The organism is Deltaproteobacteria bacterium (assembly GCA_020848905.1).
Classification (GTDB): domain Bacteria; phylum Myxococcota_A; class Polyangia.
The window spans coordinates 141076-165331 of the sequence record JADLHG010000045.1; the positions used below are offsets into that span (position 1 = coordinate 141076).

19 protein-coding genes are annotated in these 24256 nt (G+C 70.5%); 9 read left to right on the forward strand and 10 right to left on the reverse strand.

What is annotated here, in order from left to right; translation table 11 throughout:
- Nucleotides 1-25: 25 nt before the first annotated feature.
- Entirely contained in the window at nucleotides 26-433 is a 408-nt protein-coding gene (locus IT371_20505; protein ID MCC6750059.1) for a thioredoxin family protein, read from the reverse strand.
- A 148-nt stretch (nucleotides 434-581) separates the two neighbouring features.
- Between IT371_20505 and IT371_20510 the strand changes: the two genes are divergently transcribed.
- Nucleotides 582-1487, forward strand: coding sequence for an aldo/keto reductase (locus IT371_20510; GenBank protein MCC6750060.1), 906 nt, complete (start codon nucleotides 582-584; stop codon nucleotides 1485-1487).
- 85 nt (nucleotides 1488-1572) lie between these two features.
- On the opposite strand, the gene IT371_20515 is transcribed toward IT371_20510, so the two are convergent.
- From IT371_20515 to IT371_20530, 4 genes are all read right to left on the reverse strand, one after another.
- Entirely contained in the window at nucleotides 1573-2490 is a 918-nt protein-coding gene (locus tag IT371_20515; GenBank protein ID MCC6750061.1) for a hypothetical protein, read from the reverse strand.
- A gap of 247 nt (nucleotides 2491-2737) precedes the next feature.
- Nucleotides 2738-4651: a hypothetical protein gene (locus IT371_20520; GenBank protein MCC6750062.1), complete on the reverse strand. Its 1914-nt coding sequence runs from the start codon at nucleotides 4649-4651 to the stop codon at nucleotides 2738-2740.
- Complete coding sequence (locus IT371_20525) at nucleotides 4648-6765, reverse strand: hypothetical protein (GenBank protein ID MCC6750063.1); 2118 nt, start codon at nucleotides 6763-6765, stop codon at nucleotides 4648-4650. Before IT371_20525 ends, IT371_20520 begins: the two co-directional genes overlap by 4 nt.
- A gap of 240 nt (nucleotides 6766-7005) precedes the next feature.
- Nucleotides 7006-11346: a CoA activase gene (locus IT371_20530; GenBank protein ID MCC6750064.1), complete on the reverse strand. Its 4341-nt coding sequence runs from the start codon at nucleotides 11344-11346 to the stop codon at nucleotides 7006-7008.
- A gap of 272 nt (nucleotides 11347-11618) precedes the next feature.
- Here IT371_20530 and clpS point away from each other — a divergent pair, with 272 nt between their 5' ends.
- Both clpS and clpA read left to right on the forward strand, forming a co-directional pair.
- Nucleotides 11619-11945: an ATP-dependent Clp protease adapter ClpS gene (gene clpS / locus IT371_20535; GenBank protein MCC6750065.1), complete on the forward strand. Its 327-nt coding sequence runs from the start codon at nucleotides 11619-11621 to the stop codon at nucleotides 11943-11945.
- Between the two features lie 13 nt (nucleotides 11946-11958).
- Nucleotides 11959-14328: an ATP-dependent Clp protease ATP-binding subunit ClpA gene (clpA, locus tag IT371_20540; protein MCC6750066.1), complete on the forward strand. Its 2370-nt coding sequence runs from the start codon at nucleotides 11959-11961 to the stop codon at nucleotides 14326-14328.
- On the opposite strand, the gene IT371_20545 is transcribed toward clpA, so the two are convergent.
- From IT371_20545 to IT371_20560, 4 genes are read right to left on the reverse strand one after another with little or no spacing between them, the layout of a single operon-like run.
- Nucleotides 14318-15121 carry a class I SAM-dependent methyltransferase gene (locus IT371_20545; protein ID MCC6750067.1) on the reverse strand — a complete coding sequence of 268 codons (804 nt, stop codon included), beginning with the start codon at nucleotides 15119-15121 and terminating at the stop codon, nucleotides 14318-14320. The genes clpA and IT371_20545 overlap by 11 nt on opposite strands.
- A complete protein-coding gene (locus IT371_20550; GenBank protein MCC6750068.1) occupies nucleotides 15072-16256 on the reverse strand; it encodes a GNAT family N-acetyltransferase in 1185 nt (394 codons plus the stop codon). Before IT371_20550 ends, IT371_20545 begins: the two co-directional genes overlap by 50 nt.
- Before the next feature lie 13 nt (nucleotides 16257-16269).
- On the reverse strand, nucleotides 16270-17091 hold the full coding sequence (locus tag IT371_20555) for an MBL fold metallo-hydrolase (protein MCC6750069.1): 822 nt from the start codon (nucleotides 17089-17091) through the stop codon (nucleotides 16270-16272).
- Nucleotides 17088-17546 (reverse strand): histidine phosphatase family protein, encoded by a 459-nt coding sequence (locus IT371_20560; protein MCC6750070.1) that lies wholly within the window; start codon nucleotides 17544-17546, stop codon nucleotides 17088-17090. Before IT371_20560 ends, IT371_20555 begins: the two co-directional genes overlap by 4 nt.
- 139 nt (nucleotides 17547-17685) lie before the next feature.
- Here IT371_20560 and IT371_20565 point away from each other — a divergent pair, with 139 nt between their 5' ends.
- The gene (locus tag IT371_20565) at nucleotides 17686-18897 is read left to right on the forward strand and encodes a hypothetical protein (protein ID MCC6750071.1); all 1212 of its coding nucleotides are present in this window, start codon (nucleotides 17686-17688) and stop codon (nucleotides 18895-18897) included.
- Here IT371_20565 and IT371_20570 read toward each other — a convergent pair.
- The gene (locus IT371_20570; protein MCC6750072.1) at nucleotides 18894-19682 is read right to left on the reverse strand and encodes a hypothetical protein; all 789 of its coding nucleotides are present in this window, start codon (nucleotides 19680-19682) and stop codon (nucleotides 18894-18896) included. The genes IT371_20565 and IT371_20570 overlap by 4 nt on opposite strands.
- A gap of 282 nt (nucleotides 19683-19964) precedes the next feature.
- Between IT371_20570 and IT371_20575 the strand changes: the two genes are divergently transcribed.
- The 5 genes from IT371_20575 to IT371_20595 all read left to right on the forward strand — a co-directional run bounded on the left by IT371_20575 (nucleotide 19965) and on the right by IT371_20595 (nucleotide 24250).
- The gene (locus IT371_20575) at nucleotides 19965-20519 is read left to right on the forward strand and encodes a molybdenum cofactor guanylyltransferase (protein MCC6750073.1); all 555 of its coding nucleotides are present in this window, start codon (nucleotides 19965-19967) and stop codon (nucleotides 20517-20519) included.
- Nucleotides 20520-20610: 91 nt separating this feature from the next.
- Nucleotides 20611-21807 (forward strand): cysteine desulfurase, encoded by a 1197-nt coding sequence (locus tag IT371_20580; protein MCC6750074.1) that lies wholly within the window; start codon nucleotides 20611-20613, stop codon nucleotides 21805-21807.
- Nucleotides 21804-22877, forward strand: coding sequence for a tRNA 2-thiouridine(34) synthase MnmA (mnmA, locus tag IT371_20585; protein MCC6750075.1), 1074 nt, complete (start codon nucleotides 21804-21806; stop codon nucleotides 22875-22877). Before IT371_20580 ends, mnmA begins: the two co-directional genes overlap by 4 nt.
- A 6-nt stretch (nucleotides 22878-22883) precedes the next feature.
- Nucleotides 22884-23723 (forward strand): bifunctional DNA-formamidopyrimidine glycosylase/DNA-(apurinic or apyrimidinic site) lyase, encoded by an 840-nt coding sequence (gene mutM / locus IT371_20590; GenBank protein ID MCC6750076.1) that lies wholly within the window; start codon nucleotides 22884-22886, stop codon nucleotides 23721-23723.
- Between the two features lie 17 nt (nucleotides 23724-23740).
- Nucleotides 23741-24250 carry a ferritin gene (locus tag IT371_20595; GenBank protein MCC6750077.1) on the forward strand — a complete coding sequence of 170 codons (510 nt, stop codon included), beginning with the start codon at nucleotides 23741-23743 and terminating at the stop codon, nucleotides 24248-24250.
- Nucleotides 24251-24256 lie beyond the last annotated feature (6 nt).

A 24256-nucleotide genomic window follows, 5' to 3' on the forward strand; every position in this document is an offset into this window, starting at 1 on the left:
CGACGGAGGTCGGCCTCGGGCCGTGTCAGCGGCGATGCGCGACCTCCTCGAGGTCACCGAGAAGCTCGCTGGCCGAGCGGCTTCCGGTGGTCCCGTGCAGGAACGCACCGTTTTCGTCGACGTAGAAGACGAAGGGAAGTGAACGTGCCCAGGGCATGTGGTGTCGCCAGAGCTCCAGCAGAGCGGGGTCGGGTTCGTCACAGTCCGCGGCCACGGCGATGAAGGATTCGTTGAGGCGCGCCTTCACCGCCTCTTGGGGAATGGCGCCCTCGACGAGAGCGCGACAGTCAGTGCAGGCCTCGCGACCGAACTCGATGAAGACCTTCTTCCTCGCGGTCTTCGCCGCGACGAGGGCGTCCGAGAGAGAGGTGTACCACTGGATGGCGCCGCGGTCGTTGAAGTGCGGGTGAGCCCCCGGGGCAAGCGTCGTCATGTCAGCTGCTCCTTCACGTGCTATACGAAGCGTACGCGCCTCGGCGAGGACCGAGGTCGCGGCCCCGGGCCCCTTCCGGGAAGAGGCCCCTGGTCGGCAAAGTATAGGCGGGAGAGGAAGACGGACCACGGGATGCCGGAGCTTTTCGATGAAGATATCCAACGTCTCAGAAGCCCGGGTGCCCGGGGCGCAGGTGGTCGAGGGGAGGAGCGCAGCCTGCGCGGAGGTAGCCGGCGTTCGCGTGCCGCGGCTCATCTACGGCACAGCCTGGAAGGAAGGGGAGACGGCCCGGCTGACGCGCCTGGCGCTCGACGCGGGGTTTCGCGGAATCGACACCGCCAACCAGCGCCGACACTATCACGAGGCGGCGGTAGGGGAGGCGCTCGCGGCGGCGGTCGCGGAGAGAGGGATCGCGCGCGAGGAGGTCTTTGTTCAGACGAAGTTCACCAATCGCGCCAGCCAGGACAGTCGGCTCCCGTATGACCCCGCAGCCGCGCTGAGCGCGCAGGTCGAACAATCCTGCGAGAGCTCGCTCGGCCACCTCGGCGTGGGGCGGGTGGACGCCTATCTCTTGCACGGTCCGTCGAGGCGCCAGGGGTTGACGGCTGACGACTGGGAGACCTGGCAGGCGATGGAGTCCTTGCACCACGCGGGGAAGGCTCGTCTCCTCGGCATCTCGAACGTGTCCGAGGAGCAGCTCCGGGAGCTCTGGACGCAGGCCTCGGTCAAGCCGAGAGTGGTGCAGAACCGGTGCTACGCCTCGCGGGGCTGGGATCGCGCCGTCCGTACCTTCTGTGCCGAACAGGGCCTGCTCTATCAGGGCTTCTCGCTCCTGACCGCCAACGCGGAGGTGCTTCACTCGCCGCGGGTCCGGGCGATCGCCGTTCATCGCGGCGCCACGGCGGCTCAGGTGGTCCTCCGGTTCGCGCTCCAGCTGGGCCTGATCGCCCTTACCGGCACGAGCTCCGCCGCGCACATGGCGGAGGACCTGGCCGTCTTCGACTTCGAGCTCGATTCGGTAGAGGTCCAGGAGATAGAGAACCTGGCGGGTTAAGCGCGGGAGGCCACGCCAGCGGGGGCTCAGGGACAGCGCACGGCCAGAATACCCCCCTCCGCGCGCGCGACGATCGCCGCTCCGACTACCGCCAAGGATTGTCGGTGCGCGGCGGTCCACCGAGCAGGCGGAGCGCCTGGCGAGCGTCTCGTCCCTTCGTTCGCTCGAGCGCCGAGAGCGCCGCCTTGAAAGCCCGCGGACGGCCGAGGGCGTGGTCTACCTGCCTCGCGAGCTCACCCGGCGCGTCGTAGTCGTAGGTCGTGAAGAACGTGCGGTGCAGTGCGTGTTCCCCCACGAGCTCGGCGAGCCGAAGCGCGAAGAGGTACCGCGGGTAGTACGCGTGGTGCTTGTCCGGCCCTGCGTGTTCCAGCCGCCGAATGGCCACGCGCATCGAGAAGTACTCGGTGAGTCCCTCATAGAGCTCGGGCGAACTGTACCGCGAGAAGATCTCGGAGAGGCCGTGGACCACCTCGTGGGCCACCATCTGGCGCCAGGTGAAGGCCAGGTCCCGCGAGGCCAGCGCTCGCCCACCCCAGTTGAACACCCCCGCGAGCTCGGGGAACGGATCGTCACGGTGGCGGCTAAGTTCTTTGAGGACGGCGCGCTTGACGGTGTAGAGCGGAACCTGCCGCGCGTCGAGCCCGAGCTCGTCGCTCACCGCGTCGCGGATGCGGTTCTTGAACGCGCGCAAGAGCCGGCGTTGTGAGCCGAAGGGCAGGCTCTCGATACGGATCCGCGCCAGGGGCCCGTGCGTCAAGGTGCCGTCCCGGAAGAGGACGGCCACCGAGATGGCCCCCGAGCTCTTGTGGCGGTGGATCGCGACGACGCGCGCGGGCTCGTTGCGCTCGCCCGTCCTCGGATTCCGCAGGACGAGCTTGGCACCCAGTCGGACGCGTCCCGGATCGGCCTCCTCGCGGAGCTGCCGCGCGAGCGCCGTGTCGGGGCCGGCGACGAGCAAAGCGAGCGCGCACGCGGCGCCGCGGTAGATTGCCGTGAGAGTCATGATGACCGCTCCACATGCAATCCGGGCGCCAAGCGCCGTCGTCGTGAGTTCGCGGGCTTCGGACGCGGGCGGAGCCCGAGCCGTCCGGGTTTCGGTGACCCGCGAGGCGGCGCTACAGCAAATGCGCCGACGAGCTGTCTCGGTGTCGTTGACGCGTACCGGTCCTCGACTTCGAGCTCGAGTCGGTGGACGTCGAGGCGATCGAGCGCCTGGCGGGTTGGGCGCGAGAGACCGCACCCTTCGGAGCTCAGGGACAGCGCACGTCCAGGATGACCCCCTCCGCGCCCGCGACGACCGCCTGTCCGACCCCGAGCGGCCACACGGTCCGGAGGTTGGCGGTCGTGGCCGTCGGGACGCTGGTCCAGGTGGTGCCGTCGAAGTGCAGGACGGTGCCCTTCTCTCCCACGGCCCAGACGTCTTTCGCGTGGACCCCGTTCACGGCGAGCAGTGTCTGGGAGGTCTGCTGCGGCAGGGTGCTCCAGCCGTGGCCGTTCTCGTGGCGCATGAGCCCCTTCTCTCCGACGACATAGATGTCCGCCGGACCGCTGCCCCAGAGCCCATAGGTGAGGCCCTTCGCGGCCCCGGTCGCCACCGCGGTCCAGGCCGTGCCATCGAAGTGCCTCAGCGTGCCGGAGCGCTCGAGAGCCCAGACGTCCGTTGGGCCGCTGCCCCAGATTCCCTCCGGGGAACCCGCTCCGGACGTGCCGGGTGGATTGATGTCGAGCGGCAGGAGCTGCGTTCCGGACAGGTGAGTCCCGACGCCGTAGTCTCCGACGAAGTACACGTCCGAGGGCCCTGAGCCCCAGATCCTTCGCACCCAGAGCGGCGGCTGTCCCGCCGGCCCCTTCATGGTGACGCGCTGCCAGCCGCTCCCATCGAGGCGGAAGACTCCCTCCGTCGCCGCGCCGGTGGTGTAGATGTCGCTCGGCCCCGAGCCCCAGATGCTGCTGATGGTGTACCGAAGGTCCGGAGGGTGGCTCACGCCGTTCCAGCGCTGCCCGTCGTAGCGGAAGACCGCGCCTTCCTCGCCGCCGAGGTACACGTTGGTGCGGCTGCTCCCCCAGCTGCTGACCCAGTCGTTGCCGTAGAGCATGGGCTTCCATTCCCGACCATCGAAGTGCACGACCCCCCCATTCCATCCGGCCGCGAAGATGTCGTTCGGGCCGCTGCCCCAGACCCCGTAGAGGAAGCTCGTGGGGTGCATCAGCTTCGTGTAGGCCTTGCCGTCCCAGCGAGAGACGAAAGTTTGCCCGACGACGTAGACGTTCGTGGGATCCGTCCCCCAGACGCCGTGAATGGGGTACTCGCCACCCTTGCGGCTCCACTGGGTGCCGTCGTGAACGAAGAAGTCCCTGTCCGTGACGAGGTAGAGGTCCTTTGTCCCGCTGCCGTGAATCGCCTGCAGCGCCCGGGTGGTGGGTGAAGGTTGGGCGCTCCAGCTCGTGCCGTTGAAGCGTAGGAGCGTGCCCTGGTTGCCCACAGCGTAGGCCTCCGTTGGGCCACGGCCCCAGATCGCGCGGAGGTATTCGCCCGTGTTGCTGGCCATCGGGGTCCAGGCCTTGCCGTCGTACCGGAGGATGGTTCCCTTGTCCCCCACGGCGTAGACCTCCGCGGGGCTCACGCCCCAAACGCCGAAAAGGCCGATCGTGCCGCCGGGGGGAATCGCGCTCCACGTCTTGCCGTTGAAGAAGAGGGCGGCGCCCTGCGTTCCCACCGCGTAGACGTGGCTTGCGTCGCTGCCCCAGACGCTCTTCAGATCCTGGGTGGTACCGGAGGTCATCCGACGCCACGCCGTCCCATCGTAGTGCAGGATGGCGCCCTTCCAACCCACGGCGAAGACGTCGCTTGGGCCGCTGCCCCAGACGGCCTCGAGGAAGCGGCTCTCGCCCAGGGTGAGGGGGGTGGTGACGCAGGAACGAGGAGCATCGGGGAGGCCACTATCGCGCGGCTGGCCGCGATCGCCGACGCCTCCGTCAGCCGGGACTGACGCATCCAGAAGCGGGCCGTCGGTCGGCGGCCTGGCGCCGTCCGCGTGGACCGGGCCGAGATCGCTGCATTGCGCGCCGGGCGTGGTGCAGGGTGCGGTGGCCCCGCAGCCGGTCAGCGCCCCGATGAGGACCACGGCGAGGGCGCTTCCGATAGACCGATAGTGGAGCCTCATGGAACGGCGCGACAGACCTGCGGCTCGAGGGACCCGTAGGCGCCCTTCCAGAGCGCTCCCGAGGGGGACATCCACAGCGCGGTCGAGAGGTTCATGAACTGCGTGGCGCGGGTCGGGGCCCAGCCGTGCGCCGGGTCGAAGCGGAGCGGCTGACCCCAGTGATTCACGGCCCACGCCACGCCCGTGGTCGGGCTGGCCACGATGCGTTTCACGGCCGTGGTCCAGGCGAGCGACTCGGTGCCGAGCGGGGTCTGCGACCAGGTCGTGCCGTCGTAGTGGGCCAGCACGCTTTCGGTGGCGAGCCACATATTCGACGGCGAGCCGACCCACAGGGCCGTCGCGCGGCCGGGCGGCAGGCCCGTGACGGCGGTCCAGGTCGTGCCGTTTGTGCGGTAGAGCTCGCCGTTGAAGGTGAGGACCCAGAGCTCGCCGGGCGTGGCGGTGGAGATGTCATGAATCCCGCGGCGCGTCGGGACGCCCGTCTGGGACCAGGTCTTGCCGTCGTAGTGCAGGACCTCTCCCACCATCCCGTCCCCCGACCAGACGTCCGTGGGCGAGAGGGTCACGACCTGCCGGTAGTAGCCGATCTTGCCGATCGAGGAGGGCTTGCTCCACATCGAGGTCCAGGTCTTGCCGTCGTAGCGCCAGATCGAGTTCGCCGTGGCGGCCCAGACGTTCGAGGCGTCCGTGCCGTGAAGCGAGGTGAACGGCTCCTTGGGGCTGATCGGGTCCGCGGTCCAGGTCTTGCCGTCGAAGTGGTAGAGGGTCTCGCCGCTCGCCGCCCACACGTCGCTGTCGGAGCTGCCCCAGACGGAGGTCGCAGGGGCGCCGAGAGGGGAGGCGGGAACGGGCACGGGCGAGCTCAGGCGATCGCACGCACCCCCTCCCGCGTTGAAGGCCGGGGCCCGGCCGAGCTTCATGATCAGGCCGTACTCGCCGACCGCCCAGACCTCCTGGCCGCTCCCGGCCCAGACGGCATTCAAGCGCGCGTTCGCCGAGGGGATAGCCCGAAGCCAGCCGCTGCCATCGAAGTGCAGGACCACCGCCGTACCGAGCTGCGACGGCCCCGAGGAGCCATACCCTACGCCCCAGAGGTCCGTCGCGCTCGGGCCCCGCACCGAGGCGGTGGCGAGCGTGTGCATCTGCAGGATCTGTCGCGTGGTGCGCTTCACGGGGTCGAAGAGGCCGACCCGGTACGCCGCGTTGGCCACGAGCTCGCCGGAGGGCAGGGCGAAGTGCTCCGCCGGCCCGACGGAAGGCCCGTCCGTGACCACCTGCCAGCCCTTGCCGTCGTAGTGCAGCGTCTTCGTCACCGAGGTCCCTGTCGTGGGATCGATGGCCACGTAGCGGGAGGCCGAGGCCCAGACGTCCGAGGGCGAGGTGCCGCCGAGGCCGCCGAGGTCCCCGAGGTCCTTGGGGACCGTCACGCGCGACCAGGCGCCGCCCTTGAGCTGCAGCATCGTCTCTCGCGACCCGGCGGCCCAGCCCTCGCCCGAGGCATCAATCCAAAGGCTCGAGAGGCTATTCGTCGTGCCGCTCGGCACGGCGGTCCACTTCGCGCCGTCGTAGTGGGCGAGCGCCCCCTCGGCGCCCACGGCCCAGATGTCGTTCGAGGCGCGACCCATGACGGACCAGAGGTACATGGGCTTGCCGCCCGGGAGCACGAGCCCGTTCGGCACGGCCTGCCAGCTCTTCCCGTCGTAGTGCAGCGTGGTCCCCGAGGAACCCACGGCCCAGAGGTCCGTCGGGCTCGCGCCCCAGAGGTCGTTGAGGTGAGCCGTCGTCACGCGCGGCACGACAACCCAGGGCGTTACGCCGGTGGGCAGCGCGGGCAGATATGCATCGCGCGCAACCCCGCCATCCCCGCCGAGGGCGCGATCGCCGCCCGCTCTCGCATCGCCGACGCCGGTCGCCCGTCCGTCCGCGCGCGCGCCATCCACCGCGCTCCCGCCGTCGCCCCCGTCCCATCCGCTCGAGGCTGCCGCGTCGGTCAGGCCCCCATCCCCTTGGGGCGCCGTGGTCCCGCACCCCGCGCCTCCCGTCAGCGCCCAGAGGAAGAGCGCGAGCTGCCGCGCCCACGTTCGATGGGTGACCGTCGTGACGAGCTGAAACATCGGCGTGACTCCTTCAGGCCGCTCGCACGTCGACCTTCGCGAACGCGCCGCGATGGGAGCGTGCGCGAGGCGCCTCGTGGCGTCCGCGGCCTGCGCAAGATGGTCCTGTTGGCTGGCGCGCCCCTGCATACTGCGGGCCACGACGCGGCGCGAGCTATTGCGCGGGTTTGGGCCTTACGGGTCTGGCCGCTGGTCGCGCAGATCGCGCGCCAGGGGGCTACTTCAACTTCCCCGCGCTGACTAGACGGCGTCGGTGAGCGCGCGACCCGGAGCCCAGGCCCCCGCTCGTCGCGCTGCTTCCTGGCGCTTGCGGAAACGGGACTGCACCTCGAAGGCGAAGTTGTCCACGATCACGGGGTCGATGGGGTCGCCGTTCAGAGGCAGCGTGAGGGAGAGCAGCCCCTCCTCCTCGGCCACGTGGAAGAACTGCGCCTCGGAGATCTTGTTCGGCATGCACTCGAGCGGCCCCACGCTGACCACCCCGTCGATGAGTCCGGCGCGCCACTCGTGCACCGGACCCCCGACGGTGAGCACCGCCTCGCCGAAGAGATCGTCGCGCAGGTACGGCGAGGCCGCCTCGATGGTGTCCTTCACGGTGAGCCGCTCGGGCCAGGCGAGGGGCGCCGCCATCAGGGCGTAGGCGCGGTTCAGGATGCGCCGTTGCACGAAGCTCGAGAGCTGGGCGCCGAAGCCGGCCTTGAGCCCCTTCACGCGGGCCAGATGATCCGAGTATTCGAGCCACTCGGTGAAGGGGGCGAAGCGCACCCGGATGCCGCGCTGTTCGAGCTGCTCCACCATGAAGTCGTTGGCGAAGGGATCGCAGCGCACGTAGATCTCGCCCACCATCATCACCGACGGGCGGAGCTGGGCCGACTTCACGCGCGCGAACTCCACGGCGGCGCTCCTCAGGAGGTCCGCGCAGCCGAAGATGCGGCCGCTGCCAACCTGCAGCAGCACGGCCGGGACCGACAGGTCGCCGCGCCCCGCCTGCTCGAGTCGCTCGAGGAGCAGCGCCTTGTAGCGCTCGTAGATCTCCTGCGCGGCCCCGGGGCGGCGCTCCACGGGGCGCACGTCGTAGAGCGCGTCGAGGAGCATGTCCATCGACGCGAAGCCCGTGAAGACCAGCGCCGCGAACCCGGCCGGGACCCCCTCGAAGTAGTCGCTATCCACCGGGGACCAGACGCGCACGCGGTCCTGCCAGCCGAGGCGCTCGAGCACGATCTTGTGCAGCACGTTGTAGACGCCGAAGCGGCAGGGGCCGCAGGCCGTGGGCATGAAGAAGGCGAACTTCTCGTTCGTCTCCTTCTCGGGCTCGATGCGCTGCAGGAGGCTCCCGAGCGTGATGGTCATCGGGACGCACTCCTTGCCGGAGGTGTGGCGTCGTCCGATGCGCACCGTCTCGCGATCGGGCTGGGGCAGGGCCTCGGCGGCCACGCCGATCCCGCGCAGGCACGCGGCGAGCCCCTCGGCTCCGGCTCCCATGCGCGGCACGAGCACGCGCTCTCCTCGCGCCCGGATCTCGGGGAGGGTGGCCTTGGCGTGCTCGATGGACTTGAGCGCGCTCGCGCGGGGAAGCTGCGCCACCGTCGTCGGCGCGCCAGCAGCGCGGGCGCGGGAGAGGTCTTCGCGCACGCAGTGCAGGAAGGCCTCGACGCGCGTCTTGGTCCCCGCGTCGCCCGAATGCCCGTCGGTCTCGATCACCGAGAAGGGCTTGCCCTGCATCAGATAGGCGTAGAAGTGCAGGTTGAAGCTGTCGGGGCCGCAGCTGTAGTTGCTGCACCAGAGGCTGTAGACCCCCGGAGTGTGCCGGATCTGGTGCGCCGCGCGGAGGTTGCGCTGCCCGTGCCCCCAGAAGACGTCGTGGAAGACCGGCGCCTCGACGGTCACGCCGTAGCAGTCCACCGGGATGGGGACCGACCCCTGCTCGCGCAAGATCGCCGGCACGTTCGAGTTCAGCACGGTGTTGTAGAGCGTGTAGGGGCGTCCGAGCACCACCACGGCGGTCAGCTCGTGTTCGCGGCAGAAGGCGAGGGCGCGCGCGCCGAGCTCCTTGCAACGCATGTCGAAGGTGTTCTGCTCGAGGAGCGCGGCCTCGTAGGCGCGCCACCACCTCGTGCCGACCACGCCGAGCTCCGCGGCCATCTTGTGGCAGCTCTCGATGAAGGCCTTGGACTCCAGGTTCCCCGGACCGAAGTCGATCACCGGCGAGACCACGGGGACGTCGCTGGCGCGCCCGAGGTCCCACTTCAGCATGTCCGGGCTCCCCTGCACGATGGGGCAGACCACCGCGTTCGGTTCGTCACCGACGCGCGGCAGAGTGCGCATCATCGGTAGCAGGAGCAGGTCGGGCTTGCGCTCGGCCAGCTCGGTGACCATGCCGTGGAACTGCTGCATCGGTGCGCAGAAGGGGATGTTGGCCTGCTCGATGCCGCGCTTGAGCGTCGCGTGATCGGCGTTGGTCTCGATCATCAGGTCGAAGCCCAGCTCGGCCAGGTAGCGCGCGAAGAAGGGGAGCAGCCCCTTGAGCTGGAAGGCGTCGGAGATCGCCACGCGCTTTCCGCCGCGCGGCACGCTCAGCCGCGCCACGATCTCGTCGCGCAGCTCCTCGCGCTCGCGGAAGGGGTCGGGCGCACCGTCGGGGAGCTTGCGCTTGCCGGTCCCCTTGTCCCACAGGGAGCAGGCCCCGCCCCAGGTGAAGCGCTGGCGCTCGCCGTCCACCAGGGTGGTGAGGCGGTCGATACGGCAGCGATTGCCGGTCCCGCCGCAGCCCTTCTTCGACTTGCAGACGAAGGTGTCCTTCCCCGTGAGCCGCGCCTCGAGGAAGCGCGCCGGCTGGATGGGGGTCGCCTCGGCGAGGGGCAGGTGCTTGAGCGCGAGGAGCGCGATGCCGAGCGCGCCGACGGTTCCGGGGTTCGGCGGGACGATGACCTTGCTCCCCGTCTGCCGCACGACCGCGGCGGCGAGGGCGTCCGCCGAGAAGGGCATCCCCTGGCAGAAGATCACCTGCCCGACGGAGCGGCTCCCCTTCACCCGGTTCAGGTAGTTCTGCACCACGGAGTCGTAGGTCCCCGCGATGATCGCCGAGCTCTCGACGCCCGACGCGACCGCCTCGTCGATGATCTCGGCCATGAAGACGGAGCAGTGCTGCCCGAGCGAGACCCCCGAGCACGACGAGAGGGCCTCCTGCCCGAGCTGGACCACGTCCTTCACGCCGGCGAACTTGCGCCCCTGCTCCTCGATGAAGGAGCCCGTGCCGGCGCTGCAGGCCTCGTTCATCGCGGCGTCGACCACGCGCCCGTCGCTGAGCCGGATGTACTTCGCGTCCTGCCCGCCGATCTCGAAGATCGTGTCCACCCGTGCGTCGAAGTGCAGCGCCCCTTCCGCGTGGGCGGCGATCTCATTCAGCACGTAGACCGACTCGCAGCCGTAGCAGGTGGAGAGGAGCGAGCCGACGATCTCGCGGCCACTTCCGGTGGCGGCCACGGCGATCACGGGCCGCCTCGCCGCGTCGCTCTCGACGAACTTGCGCATCAGCGTCTGCGCCGCGCTGACCGGGTTGCCGTTGGTGTTGATGTAGCCCTCCCAGGCCACCGCGCGGCTCGTCGCGTCCACGGCCACGACCTTGGAGCCGGTCGAGCCGATGTCGAAGCCGAGGACGAGCGGCCGGCCGCTCTCCGCGTCGGTCACGACGGGGGGCCGGGGCATGCGCTCCACCTGGTCCAGCGACTCGCGGAGCGAGGGGACGCGGTCGAGGTGCACCTCCTCGGGGGGGGCGAGCAGGGTCTCGAGCGAGGGGGGGGCCACCTCGTGCTCGGCGGCGATGAGCGCGGCGCCGAGGGCCTCGAGGTAGATCGCGTCTTCGTCGTGACCATCGAGGAGCTGCATGTTGTGGCGGACGAGGAACTCCGAGAAGCGCTCGCGCACGCGACGGGACCGCGTCACGCCGCCGGCCAGCATGACCTCGGGGGGCGAGAGGCGCGGCTTGATCAACACCTGCACGTTCTCGCAGACCGCGTCGTAGAGGCCGGCGAGTATGCGGGCCTGGCTCTCGCCCTTGTTGGCGAGGTGGGTCATGTCGGTCTTGAGGATCACCGGGCACCGGCCGGAGAGGGGGGCGGGGTCGGCGACCTCCTCGCACAGAGCGCTCGCCGCCTCGATGGAGAGGTCGAAGCGCGCCACGAGCTGGCGCAGGAAGTTGCCGGTGCCCTGCGAGCAGCGGGAGTTCTCGCGGAAGACCTCGGTGCCGCTCTCGCGGCGCTCGAGGACCGAGAAGCCGTGGGCCCCGATCGAGACCACCGTCGTCGGACGCGCTCCCCGCAGGTGCTCGACGCCCCGGGCCTGCGCCTGCTTGATCGGCACGCGCGGCAGCCGTACGAGGCGCGCGAACCGTCCGCTGACGGCGGCGCTGTCCACCTCGGTCCACCCGAGGCCTTCGAGGAGCCCGATGAGGGCGCGGGCCGGTTCCTTGCCGTGCTCGACGAGCTCCTGGCGGGTGCGCGTCAGACCCTCGGCGGTGCGCGTCAGCTCCACCACCTTGATCGTCTCGGCCCCGATGTCACAGCCCAGAAACCGTGTGCCCATGTGCAACCTCGATGCGCGGCGGTCGTAATCGGTCGGACCCTTCGGGCGAAACGGCATGCTTGCCCGGCGGGCCTCGGTCGAACGGGGCAGACTAGCAGCAACCGGGCCCCTCCGCAGGGAGATTTTTCGTCGGGCAATCTCCTGTGATTGCAGACGTATTTCTGTCCACGGGTCGTGCCGTCCGCCCCTCCGACCGGGTCCGCGCGTTTGCGCCCGTAAGCTCGGCCATATATAGAGGAGGAGCTTTGCCGCCCTGCGAGGCGGAGGACTCCATGAGCAAGCCGCGTACGGGAAGCGATCGTCGGGAGGAGGAGGGCCTCGGGCTGAAGGAGCGCCCGAAGACCAAGAAGCCGAGCCTCTACAAGGTGCTCCTGCACAACGACGACTACACCACGATGGAGTTCGTCGTGTACGTGCTCACGGAAATCTTCAACAAGGACCAGACCGAGGCCACGCAGATCATGCTTCACGTTCACCACAAAGGCGTCGGCGTGTGCGGTGTGTATACTTACGACGTCGCCGAATCCAAAGTGCAGAAGACCATCGACCTGGCGCGCGAGCACGGCCATCCGCTGATGTGCACCATGGAAGCGGCGTAATGCGAGGCCGACGATGAAGCTCAGCCAGGACCTGCAGATCTCGCTCAGCGTGGCGCTCAACGAGGCGGCCAACCGCGGGCACGAGTTCGTCACGCTCGAACACCTCCTCTTCGCACTGGTCCACGACCAGGAGACCGCGGCGGTGATCCGCCAGTGCGGTGGCAACGTGGGGCGGCTGAAGAAGAAGCTGGACGCCTTTCTGAACGACCAGCTCGAGAGCGTGCCGGAGACGAAGCGGCGGGCACCGCGCCCGAGCCTCGCCTTCCAGCGGGCGCTGTCGCGGGCCGCGGCGCACGTCGAGGGGGCGGGGAAGGAGGAGGTCTCGGGGGCCAACGTGCTCGTCGCGATCTTCGCCGAGCAGGAGTGCTGGGCGGCGCACTTCCTCAACGAGGAGGGGGTCACGCGGCTGGACGTGGTGACCTTCATCTCGCACGGCGTCTCGAAGCTCGAGGACGACGAGGGCACGCTCGCCCCCGCGGGAGCGGACGAGGACGAGGACGAGGAGGGGGAAGGAAACGCGCGCGGCAAGGAGGGGCCGCTCGAGGCCTACGCGACGAACCTGAACGAGCTCGCGGCGGCGGGGCGCATCGACCCGCTCATCGGGCGCGAGCGCGAGATCAAGCGCACGCTCCACATCCTGGCGCGGCGGCGGAAGAACAACCCGCTCTTCGTCGGGGACTCGGGGGTGGGCAAGACCGCGATCGTCGAGGGGCTGGCCCTGAAGATCCACCGGGGCGAGGTCCCCGAGATGCTCAAGGCCGCGGTGATCTACAACCTGGACATGGGGGCGCTCCTCGCGGGGACGCGCTACCGCGGCGACTTCGAGAACCGCATGAAGGCGGTCCTCAAGGCGCTCGCCAAGCAGCCCGACGCGATCCTTTTCATCGACGAGCTGCACACGGTGATCGGGGCCGGTTCCGCGAGCGGCAGCACGCTGGATGCGTCGAACCTGCTCAAGCCGGCGCTCACGAGCGGGACCTTGCGCTGCATCGGCTCCACGACCTACGAGGAGTTCAAGCAGCACCTCGAGCGGGACCGCGCGCTGATGCGGCGGTTCCAGCGTATCGAGGTGAACGAGCCGTCGATCGAGGAGACGGTGCAGATCCTCGAGGGGCTCCGGACCAAGTACGAGGCCCACCACGGGGTGCGCTACACCAAGGAGGCCCTGCGCACCGCGGCCGAGCTGTCGAGTCGTTACCTGCAGGAGAAGAAGCTCCCCGACAAGGCCATCGACCTGCTCGATGAGGCCGGGGCGGCCGCGCGGCTCGCGGCGCAGAAGGACACGCGCATCACCTCGCGCGAGGTGGAGTCCGTTCTCGCTACCATGGCGCAGATCCCGCCGCGGCGGGTCTCGCGCGACGACCGCGAGCGGCTCCAGGCGCTCGACGCCGAGCTCAAGCAGGTGGTCTTCGGCCAGGACTACGCGATCGACCAGCTGGTCGGCGCGATCAAGATGTCGCGCGCCGGACTCGGGACTCCCGACCGTCCGGTGGGTAGCTATCTGCTCACGGGTCCCACGGGGGTGGGCAAGACCGAGGTGGCGAAGCAGCTCGCGGCCACGCTGTCGCTCGAGTTCATGCGCTTCGACATGAGCGAGTACATGGAGCGCCACACCGTCTCGCGGCTCATCGGCGCGCCTCCGGGGTACGTGGGCTTCGACCAGGGGGGGCTGCTCACCGACGCGGTCCGGAGGACGCCGCACGCGGTGCTGCTCCTCGACGAGATCGAGAAGGCGCACCCCGACGTCTTCAACCTGCTCTTGCAGGTGATGGACCACGGCACGCTCACCGACAACAACGGCAAGAAGGCGGATTTCCGCCACGTGATCCTGCTCATGACGAGCAACGTGGGGAGCCGGGAGCTGGAGAAGCGGCGCGTCGGCTTCGGCGAGGCGGGAGGCGATGCGGGGCAGGCCGACGAGGAGTACCGGCGCCTCTTCAGCCCCGAGTTCCGCAACCGGCTGGACGCGCGCATTCGCTTCAACGCCCTGAGCCCGGTGGTGATGGGGCAGATCGTGGACAAGTTCATCGCGCAGCTCGGCAAGCAGCTCGGCGAGCGCAAGGTGAGCATCGAGCTCTCGGAGGCGGCGCGCGCGGAGCTGGCCGACAAGGGCTTCGATCCGAAGTTCGGCGCGAGGCCGCTGGCGCGCGTGATCCAGGAGCAGGTCAAGCGCCCGCTCAGCGAGGACCTGCTCTTCGGCCGGCTGGCGAAGGGGGGCCTCGTACGGGTGGACTTCGTCGAGGGGAAGATGACCTTCGAGGTAGCGGGGACTCCGATGGCCCCCGTGGGCGGCGACGCGCCGCTCGAGCAGGAGACGGCCCCCGAGGAGGAAGAGCTCTACGAGGACGTGGCGCCCCCGACCGCGGCGGGTCCTAGCGCGTAACCACCACCTCCAGGTACTCGCCGGGGATGACGAGCGCCTCGCCGCGGTGACGATTCTGCCGGGCCAGCAGCTCCATGAGCGCGCCCTGGAAGTCGGCTTGGCGCCCCTCGTCGAGCGCCGCGAACGCCTTGAGGGTCGGTCCGTAGTAGGCCCGGAACACCTCGACCCAGTGAGCGGCCGACCGGTAGCGGAAGGCGTAGGTCTTGCGCTCGGCGCGGATCTCCCGGGCGTGGGAGCCGAAGAGCTCCGCCAGTCGCGCTTCGGTGCCCCAGGCGAGTGGCGACCGCACGCCAGCGGGCGGCGGGACGAAGGCGGCGACCACCTTGAAGAGCTCGCCGAGAAAGCCCTCGGGGGTCCAATTGGCCAGGCCGAGGCGCCCACCCGGCTTCACCACGCGCAGCAGCTCCGACGCGGCGCGCTCCTGGTTCGGCGCGAACATCACGCCGAAGGTGGAGAGGGCCACGTCGAAGGTGGCGTCAGCGAACGGGAGGTTCTCGGCGTCGGCCGACCGAAACGTGATGGGCAGCCGATTCGCCTCGGCCCGGTGCCGCCCCTGTTCGAGGAGCGCGGGGACGTAATCCGTGGACGTGACCTCGGCGAAGCGCCGCGCGGCCGCGAGGGACGCGTTGCCGTTGCCCGCGGCGACGTCGAGAGGCGCAGCCGCGCAAGGGAGCCGCGGCGGAAAGATGACACGGTTCGGCGCGCCGGCACGCGACTGGACGAAGATACTCTGTCCGCGGCGCCTATCGCTCCGGGTCCGGTTCCTCCCTTCCTTCGCCCGCCGACTCGGGATGGTCCCGCCGGTAGGGACCTTGGCGCGCGAGCTCCTCGAGCTCCTCGGCGACGAGCGCGTCTTCGCGCGCCAGGTAGCGCGCCACTGCTTCGGCTAGCCCCGGGTGCGGCAGCCAGTGCGCGCTGTAGATCGGGCGCGGCAAGAGACCCCGCTTGAGTTTGTGGATCCCCTGCGCGCCGGCGTCGTAGCGCTGCCAGCCGCGCGCGATGCACTCCTCGATCGGTAGGTAGTAGCAGAGCTCGAAGTGCAGGAAGGGCTCGTGGCGGCTCGCACCCCAGTAGCGTCCGTAGAGGCTCTGGCCGCGCTGGAGGCAGAAGGCGCCGGCCACCGGCTCGTCCCCGTCGTAGGCGAAGGGGGCGACCACGCGCTCGGCGAGGGTGGCGCGCACGCGTTCGAAGAAGAGCGGGGTGAGGTAGGGGGCGTGGCCGTGGCGTTCGAAGGTGCTCTCGTAGAAGGCGTAGAGCGCCGACCATTCGGCATCGCCGAGCTCCGGACCGCGCCTCGCGCGGAGGACGAGTCCGCTGCCGGCCGCGGCGCGCCGCTCCTTGCGCGCGGCCTTGCGCGCTGGGGCGCGGAAGGCCGCGAGGAAGCCTTCGAAGCTCTCGTAGCCGCGATTCTCCCAGAGGAACTGATGCGTGCGGCGGGGCAGGTAGCCGTGCACGGTGGCCAGGTGGCGCTGCTCGGCGGCGCTCTGGAAGAGCACGTGGATCGAGTGGGCGCCGAGCAGGTCGGCGGCGCGTCGCAGGCCCTGCGCCAGCGCGTGCAGCACCTCGGCTTCGGGCTCGCCGGGGCGGACGAGCAGGCGACGACCGGGCACGGGGGTGAAGGGGACGGCGGCCACGAGCTTCGGGTAGTACGGGATCCCGGCCTGCTCGGCGGCACGCGCCCAGGTCCAATCGAAGACGAACTCGCCGAGGCTGTGGGCCTTGAGGTAGAGCGGGATCGCGCCGACGAGCTCGCGCCCGCGGCGGACGATCACGGGGCAGGTGAGCCACCCGGTCTGCGGCGTGACCGAGCGGCTCTCCTCGAGCGCGAGCAGGAAGGCGTGCTCGAGGAAGGGGTCCTCGGGATCGACCAGAGCGTCCCAGTCGGCGGCGGGGATCTCGGCGAAGCTGTGGACGACCTCGATGCGCACGCGCGAAGGTCCGTCAGCGCGTCTGGGCCCGCAGGCGAGAGAGCTCGACGGGATCGTGCGCCGAGAAGATGCGCACCGCGGCCCCCTGCTCGGCAGCCAGGGCGCGAAGCCGCGTCTGATTGTGCACGCGCGCCCGGTTGTCCTCGGCGGTCAGGCGTTGAAAGAGGCGCAGCGCCACGGGGCACTTCCCTTCCGGCTCGAGCTCGGCGTGGTGGAAGTATGCATCCCCCGCGTGCAGGAGCCAGCCGTCCGGCGCCTGGACGGCCACCCCGCAAAGGCCGGTGCTGTGGCCGGGTAGGGGCACGAGCAGGATCTCGGGGGGAAGGCCCTCCAGCGCACGGACGGTCTCGAAGCCGAACCAGGGCTCGCCGCGCGGCTCGTAGCGCACCCAGCGCGGCTCGTGAGCCCACTGCGCCGGCTGGTAGCGGCGCTTCCGCGTGGTCGTGTCGCGCGCCATCGCGGCCTGATACTCGGGCTCGAACACGTGGACCGTGGCCCCGGGGAAGTCGGGGAGGCCTCCCGCGTGATCCAGGTCGAGGTGCGTGGGGATGACGTGGCGCACCTCGCGGGCCGAGAAGCCGAGCGCCGCGAGCTGCGCGACGGCCGTCTCCGCGGGCTCGAGTCGCGGTCGAACGACCTTCACGAAGAGACCGCTTAGCTGCCCGACGGGGTCGGCCGCCGCGGCCGAGCCGATGCCGGTGTCGACCAGCACGAGCCCCGCGTCGCTCTCGATGAGCAGGCAGTGGCAGGTCATCTCGGCTGGTCCCTTGCGCCCCGTCACGAGGCGTCCGCCGACGGGGCAGAGGGAGGCGCAGCTCAGGTGATGGACCTTCAAGGACGTCTCCAGAGCAGCCGTCCGGCGCCCGGTTCGACCGTCGGCAGCACGTAGCGGTAGGCCGCGCCGGTGGAGAAGCCGCTGACCCTCTCGCCGCCGAGCACGGTGGCGAGGTGGCTCATGAAGGGCTCGTGTCCGGCGAGGAGCAGCTCGGTCTCGGTGGAGAGGAGCCGCATCGCGTCGAGCAGGGCCCCCGCCGAGCCGTAGGGCAGGAGCTCGCTCTGCACCCGGATCTCTCCCGTGTAGCCAGTGGCCGCCGCGAGGAGCTCGGCGGTCTGCACCGCGCGCACGAGGGGACTCGACCAGATCTCGGAGGGGCTCGCCCCGAGGCGGGCGAGGGCCTCGCCGGTCTCGCGCACCTGAGCGCGCCCGTCCACCGTCAGCACGCGTCCCGCGTCTCCGAGCGGCGCGAGCTCGGGCGCGGCTCTTCCGTGGCGCACCAGCGTGACGTGCATCGCTCTCCTCCGTTTCCTGCCGGTCGTGGCGCGTGCTTGTGCTGCGCCGCCGACTCGTGCCAATTGTCACGTGCCCGTCATGCGCCTGTCACCCGGGGCCGCGATACGGGAGCTGCCGCTGCGGCGCGAGGACGAAACGATGCGCACCCATCTACCGAGCTGGCTCACCAGCGTCTCGTTGGCGCTCATTCTAGCCCACGCGCCCGGCGTGGCGCGAGCGCAGGTCCGGCCGGGCGACGAGCCGCGGGCGCCGGTTCCCGCGCCGAACCTCGCCGACCGCAAGGTCGTCGGCTACGACAGGGGGTTCTTTCTGCGCGACGGCGACGAGCGCTTCCTCCTGCGGGTGAACGCGCGCGTGCAGGCCCGGGGCGAGGTGCTGAAGAGCGACCTCTCGGCCGGCGGTCGCCCGAGCCTCGCCTTTTCGATCCATCGCGCGCGGCTGAAGCTGTCGGGGCACTTCTTCACCCCGCGCCTCACCTTCGAGTTCCAGCCGGACTTCGGGCGGGGCTTCGTCACGCTGCGGGACTTCTTCGCCGAGTGGGCCTTCGCCCCCTGGCTCCGCCTCCGCGTGGGCCAGTTCAAGCGGCCCTTTTCGCGTCAGCAGGTCACCTCCTCGGGAGACCTGCAGCTCGTGGATCGGGCGCTCACGGACAAGGCCTTTCTCTGCGAGCGGGACATCGGGTTCATGCTGCACAACAGCTACCACAAGGAGGCGCGGCGCTTCGAATGGGCGGTCGGCGTCTTCAACGGTGCGGGGGATGCGCCGCTCTTCTCGGCGACGGTCGAGACCGACCCCAAGACGAGCAAGAGCAGCGTGAAGGACGGCAAGTTCAGCACCGTGCCGACCAAGCTCTACCCGGCCCTGGTGGCGCGCGCGGGGTACCACACCGCTGGATCGAACACCTACAGCGAGTCGGACCTGGAGGGCGGCGGGCTGCGGCTCGGCGTGGCGGCGAGTCTCCTCGCCGAGTTCGATTACGACGAGAACCAGAAGTCGCGCGTGGCGGGCGAGCTGGACGGGATGCTCAAGGTGCACGGCTTCTCGCTCACCGGCGGCGCGTACGTGGCGAGCGCGCAGAGGGGGCCGAGCTTCTCGGATCAGGGCTTCGGTGCGGTGGGGGTCCACGCCCAGACGGGGCTGCTCCTGGCGAAGCGCTTCGAGCCAGTGCTGCGCTACGGCGCGGTGGTCTGGTCGGGGAGCGGCAACGACCAGCAGGAGTTTACGGTGGGCTTCAACCTGTTCGTCTTCAAGCACGGCTTCAAGTGGCAGACCGACGCGTCGGTGCTCTCGGAGCTGGGCGGTGGCCGCAAGGACGGGCGGATCCGGACGCAGCTCCAGGCAGCGTTCTAGCGCCGGAGCTCGAGCTGCTCGGTGCAGCTCACGTTGCGGAGGTCGGCCACCATCGCGTTGAGGCTGGTGGCGATCGACCCGAGGATGGTGTGCGGGTCGGCGTGCGCGCTGAGGCTGCCGAAGGCCGGGTTCAGGTCGAGGGTGCAGGACTTGGTGATGCGCGCCGTGCCCCGGGGGCCGTCGTAGAGGATGACGGTGCTGCTCGGTATGGTGATGAGCTGCGTCGGCGGCACGTTGGCGGCGAACCCGTAGCTACCGCGCCGGAGCGTCACGTTACCCGAGGCGTCGCCCGCGGGGGGGAAGGCGAGAGCGAGCTCTCTCGGCTTGCTCACTACGCGGCCCATCCCGGCGGCCGTGAGGGCCTTCGGCCAGGGTTTGTTCTGCGTGTCGTACCAGAGCTGGTAGACGACGGCGGTGCCGGGGGCGACCTCCAGCCAGGCCGGAGGAACGAGGACGGCGAACCCGGCGGCGAAGTCGATGGGGCCGCTCGGGACCCCGTTCACCGACGAGGTGGCGCATCGGCCGAAGGCCAGGTCGAGCTCGGCGTTGCCGCTGCCGTCGGAGAGCAGGGTGTACCCCGCCGGGACGTGGGCGCGCAGCTGCGCCTCCGGGACAAAGGCGATGCCGTAGGCGATCGCGTCGCAGTCGAACTGCAGGGAGGCGAGCGGCTGCTGGTGCAGGGCCAGGGTTCGGCTGTCGCCAGAGAGCTCCGGATCACCGCAGGCCGCGCAGCACAGCACCGCCACGAGGACGCCCCGCCCGACCTTTTGTCCCGTACGACTCATCTCTTTGTTCCTCCTTTTTTGTAATATGACCAACATTGAGAATCGTAGATATCAGCATGACGTGAGGGTCCTCACTGGTCAATCCTGTCACAGTAAAAATCTCTATTGGCACGATATTTTACGTCGAAAGTGGGTGCCGGTGGGCGTCGTTGTGGGCCCTTCTATCGTAATGTGGGCCACATGTCATGTCAGGCACTCCGGCCCGTTTGGGGACGCCGGACCGTGGCCTACGGCGCCCGCGGAGCCTCCGCGGTGCTAGGTTACGCCCAGGGAGAAGCGACGATGGAGCGCGTACCGATCTACCTCCTCGCGGGTGGCGAGAGCCGACGCTTCGGCAGCGAGAAGGCGCGGGCCGTCCGGGGCGGCGTGTCGCTCCTCACCGGCCTCGCGACGGCTCTCGAAGAGCGAGCGACGCGCCTCACGGCGGTGGCGCGGACGCCCGGGCAGTACGCGGACCTCGGGCTCCGCACAGTGGCGGACCTGCGACCGGGCATGGGGCCGCTCGGCGGCCTGGAAGCGGCGCTGCTCGACCTGCGGCCCGAGGAGCCGTGGCTGCTGCTCTGCGCCTGCGACGTGATCGGAGTGCGCGCGGGATGGGTCGAGGACCTCGTCGCCGGCTGTTGCGCCGGCGCGAAGGCCGTCGCCTTTCGCGGCGCGCGCTGGGAGCCGCTCTTCGCCCTCTACCATCGCAGCATCGCCCCCCTCGTCGGGGCGCAGCTCGACGAGGGGACGCTCTCCATGTGGCGGCTGCTCGAGGAGGCCCGAGCGGTGGCGTTGCCGCTCCCCGAGGGCTGGGGCAGCCTGCGCAACGCGAACCGCCGCGAAGATCTGGAGTAGCCCCTCCTCCGGCGGTCGGTAGGCCCGGCGCCCGCTTGACAAGCCTGCGGACCCGGCACAGCGTGCCCTGGAAACTGACCCGAGTCGCCGCGTGTCGCGCATCTATCTCGATCACAACGCCACGACGCCCGTGGACCCGGCGGTGCTGGAGGCGCTGCTGCCCTTCCTGGGCGGCACCTACGGCAACCCGTCCAGCGTGCATCGCGAGGGACAGGCCGCGCGTCGGGCGGTGGACCGGGCGCGCGAGCAGGTGGCCGCGCTCCTCGGGGCGAAGCCCGACGAGATCGTCTTCACGAGCGGCGGGACCGAGGCGAATCAGCTCGCGCTCGCCGGCGGCGTGGAGGGCCTGTCCGAGGCGAGCGGGAGGTCGGCGCAGCTCGTGGTCGGCGCGGTGGAACATCCGGCGGTGCTCGAGACGGCGCGGGCTCTCGGCCGACTCGGGCACCGGCTGACCATCGCCCCGGTGGACGGGTTCGGGCGCGTCGAGCCGCGCGAGGTCGTCGCGGCGCTCGACGGGGGTCCGGCGCTGGTCTCGGTGATGCGCGCGCAGAACGACGTCGGGACGCTCCAGCCGGTGGCCGAGCTGGCCGCCGCGCTCGACGGTCGCGCGCTGCTACACACGGACGCGGTGCAGGCGGTGGGGAAGCTCCCCGTCGCGGTGGACGCGCTCGGCGTCGACCTCCTCTCGCTCTCGGCGCACAAGCTTCACGGACCGAAGGGGGTCGGTGCGCTCTACGTGCGGCGGGGGGCGAAGGTCTCGCGCCAGCTCCATGGCGGCTCGCAGGAGCTGCGCCGTCGCGCCGGGACCGAGAACGTGCCCGGCATCGTCGGCCTGGGGGTCGCGTGCGAGCTCGCGGCGGCCCGGCTCTCCGAGGCGGCGCGCGTCGCGGCGCTGCGCGATCGGCTGGCCGAGGAGCTCGAGCGGCGCCTCCCGGGGCTGGCGGTGCACGGCCACCCGGTGGAGCGGCTGCCGAACACCCTGCACGTGAGCCTGCCCGGGCTCTCGGGGAATACGCTGCTGATGGGCCTCGACCTGGAGGGGATCGCCGCGTCGGTGGGATCGGCCTGCGCCTCGGGGGAGGTGGCCGGCTCGCCCGCGCTCCGCGCGATGGGCCTCTCCGAGGCGGAGGTCCTCGGGTCGCTGCGCTTCTCTCTCGGTCGGGGGAACACCGGCGCGGAGATCGACCGCACGGCGGAGGTGCTCGCGCGGCTGGTCACGCGTCTTCGGGGAAGCGCCGTGGACGTCGCCGTGGCTGCATTGACGGCGGCGAAGGAGGCGCGACCGTGACCCGCGTGGTGGTGGCTCTCTCGGGGGGCGTGGACTCGAGCGTCGCGGCGGCGTTGCTCCTCGAGCAGGGCTACGAGGTGGTGGGGATGACCCTGCGGCTCTTCGCCTGCGAGGAGGGGGCGAGCGAGCGCTCCTGCTGCGGCCTCGGTGGCGTGGCGGCGGCGCGGGCGGCGGCGGGGCAGCTCGGCATACCGCACTACGTGGTGGATGGTCAGGCGCGCTTTCGCGAGCGCGTGCTGCGCGGCGCGTGGCAGGACTACGCGACGGGCAGGACCCCGAGCCCCTGCGTGGCCTGTAACGAGCACCTCAAGCTCGGGCTCCTGCTCGAGCAGGCCGACGCGCTCGACGCGCGCTTCGTGGCTACGGGACACCACGCGCGGATGGTGCAGAACGGGCGGCCGACGCTCTGCCGCGGGCGGGACGCCGCCAAGGACCAGGCCTACTTCCTCTTCTCGCTGAGTCCGGCGCAGCTCGCGCGGACCCTGCTCCCCGTGGGAGAGCTCTCCAAGCCCGAGGTGCGCGAACTGGCCCGGCGCCACGGGCTGCCGAACGCCGCGCGCGCCGAGAGCCAGGACGCCTGCATCGCGCAGCGCGGGGATTTCGCCGAGGCGCTGCGGCAGCGCTTCGATGGGGCGGCCCGGGGCGGTCGCATCGTCAGCCCGACGGGCCAGGTCCTTGCCGAGCACCCCGGGATCCACCACTTCACGGTGGGACAGCGCAAGGGGCTCGGCGTCGCGCTCGGGCAGCGGGCCTACGTGACGGCCATCCGCGCCGAGAGCGGCGAGGTGGTCGTGAGCACCGAGCCACGCGAGCTCGAGGCCACGGGACTCGAGGCCGACGACGTGCGCTGGCACGAGGAGCTCTCCGTCGGCGAGGAGCGAGCCGTCGAGGTGCAGGTGCGCTACCGGCATCGAGCGGCGCCCGGCCGGCTGGTGCGGCTCGACGCGCGTCGGGCGGAGGTGCGTTTCGCGTCGCCCCAGCAGGCCGTCACGCCGGGGCAGGCGGCCGTCTTCTATCAGGGCGAGCGCGTTCTCGGTGGCGGCTGGATCCACCGCGCCCTGCCGGAGTGAGCGCGCATGCCCGAGCTGCCCGAGGTCGAGACGGTCGCACGCCAGCTTCGGCCGGATCTCGCGGGGCGCCGGATCGCCTCCGTGGAGCTCCTCGACGCCAAGCTGGACCACCTCCCTGTCGCGGAGCTCGCGGGGCAGGTGATCCGCGGCGTGGAGCGCGTCGGGAAGTGGGTGGTGCTGGCCCTCGCGCGTCCTCGTCGCGCCGAGCGCTACCTGGCGGTCCACCTGCGCATGACCGGCCGGCTCATCTATCGCGCCGAGCCGGACGCGGCGCATGACCAGCGGCACCTGCGGGCCCGCTTCGTGCTCGACCGCGGCGCGCTGCTCTTCTACGACGCCCGACGCTTCGGCCTGGTCGAGCTGCACGAAGACCGTTCGACGCTCCGTACGGGGGGCGTCGACCCGCTGCAGGACCGCTTCACGCCCGAGGTGCTGGGCGGGCTTCTCCAGGGAAGCCGGCAGGAGCTCAAGACCTGGCTGCTCCGCCAGGACCGCCTGGTGGGGCTGGGGAACATCTACGCCTCGGAGGCGCTCTATCGGGCGCGCCTCGACCCCGCGCGCAGCGCCGGCTCGCTCGATGCGGGCGAGACGCGACGGCTCCACCGCGCCGTCTCCGAGGTCCTCACCGCGGCGGTGAAGCACTGTGGGACCACCTTCTCCGACTTTCAGGACTCGCGCGGCGAGGTGGGCGGCTACCAGCGCTACCTGGCGGTCTACGCGCGCGAAGGGGAGCCCTGCCGGCGCTGCCGCACGGCCATCGTGCGGGTCACGCAGCAGCAGCGCAGCACATTCTACTGCCCCGGTTGCCAGCGGCAGGGGGATCGACGACACTTCGGCTCTCGCTAACCAGGAAGGAGCGCGCCATGGCGTTCACCAAGAAGATGCAGAAGGCGATCAACGAGCAGCTCGGCTACGAGCTCGGGTCGTCGTACCTCTACCTGGCGATGTCGGCCCACTTCTCGCACAAGAACTTGGCGGGGGCGGCTCACTGGTTTCGCATCCAGGCCCAAGAGGAGCTGATCCACGCGATGAAGCTCTACGACTTCATCTTGGCGCGCGAGGGGGAGGTGAGCCTGCAGGCCGTCGCCGCGCCGGGGGGGAACTGGAAGACCTCGCTCGTGCTCTTCGAGGAGGCGCTCAAGCACGAGCGGATGGTCAGCCAGCGCTTCAACGACCTGGCCGAGCTCGCGATCAAGGAGAAGGACCACGCCAGCGCGAACCTCCTGCAGTGGTTCGTGACCGAGCAGGTCGAGGAGGAGTCTCAGCTCGTGGAGCTGATCCACAAGCTGAAGCTGATCGGCGACAGCGGCAGCGGGCTCTTCATGCTGGACCAGGAGCTCGGCAAGCGCGTGCTGACGACCGCCGCGGCCTGAGCCCGA

What these genes read in the sequence shown, in the direction of transcription:
- IT371_20505 (MCC6750059.1), bottom strand. Translation starts at nt 433, where the DNA reads ATGACGACGCTTGCCCCGGGGGCTCACCCGCACTTCAACGACCGCGGC.
- IT371_20510 (MCC6750060.1), top strand. Translation starts at nt 582, where the DNA reads ATGAAGATATCCAACGTCTCAGAAGCCCGGGTGCCCGGGGCGCAGGTG.
- IT371_20515 (MCC6750061.1), bottom strand. Translation starts at nt 2,490, where the DNA reads ATGACTCTCACGGCAATCTACCGCGGCGCCGCGTGCGCGCTCGCTTTG.
- IT371_20520 (MCC6750062.1), bottom strand. Translation starts at nt 4,651, where the DNA reads ATGAGGCTCCACTATCGGTCTATCGGAAGCGCCCTCGCCGTGGTCCTC.
- IT371_20525 (MCC6750063.1), bottom strand. Translation starts at nt 6,765, where the DNA reads ATGTTTCAGCTCGTCACGACGGTCACCCATCGAACGTGGGCGCGGCAG.
- IT371_20530 (MCC6750064.1), bottom strand. Translation starts at nt 11,346, where the DNA reads ATGGGCACACGGTTTCTGGGCTGTGACATCGGGGCCGAGACGATCAAG.
- clpS (MCC6750065.1), top strand. Translation starts at nt 11,619, where the DNA reads ATGAGCAAGCCGCGTACGGGAAGCGATCGTCGGGAGGAGGAGGGCCTC.
- clpA (MCC6750066.1), top strand. Translation starts at nt 11,959, where the DNA reads ATGAAGCTCAGCCAGGACCTGCAGATCTCGCTCAGCGTGGCGCTCAAC.
- IT371_20560 (MCC6750070.1), bottom strand. Translation starts at nt 17,546, where the DNA reads ATGCACGTCACGCTGGTGCGCCACGGAAGAGCCGCGCCCGAGCTCGCG.
- IT371_20565 (MCC6750071.1), top strand. Translation starts at nt 17,686, where the DNA reads ATGCGCACCCATCTACCGAGCTGGCTCACCAGCGTCTCGTTGGCGCTC.
- IT371_20570 (MCC6750072.1), bottom strand. Translation starts at nt 19,682, where the DNA reads ATGAGTCGTACGGGACAAAAGGTCGGGCGGGGCGTCCTCGTGGCGGTG.
- IT371_20575 (MCC6750073.1), top strand. Translation starts at nt 19,965, where the DNA reads ATGGAGCGCGTACCGATCTACCTCCTCGCGGGTGGCGAGAGCCGACGC.
- mutM (MCC6750076.1), top strand. Translation starts at nt 22,884, where the DNA reads ATGCCCGAGCTGCCCGAGGTCGAGACGGTCGCACGCCAGCTTCGGCCG.
- IT371_20595 (MCC6750077.1), top strand. Translation starts at nt 23,741, where the DNA reads ATGGCGTTCACCAAGAAGATGCAGAAGGCGATCAACGAGCAGCTCGGC.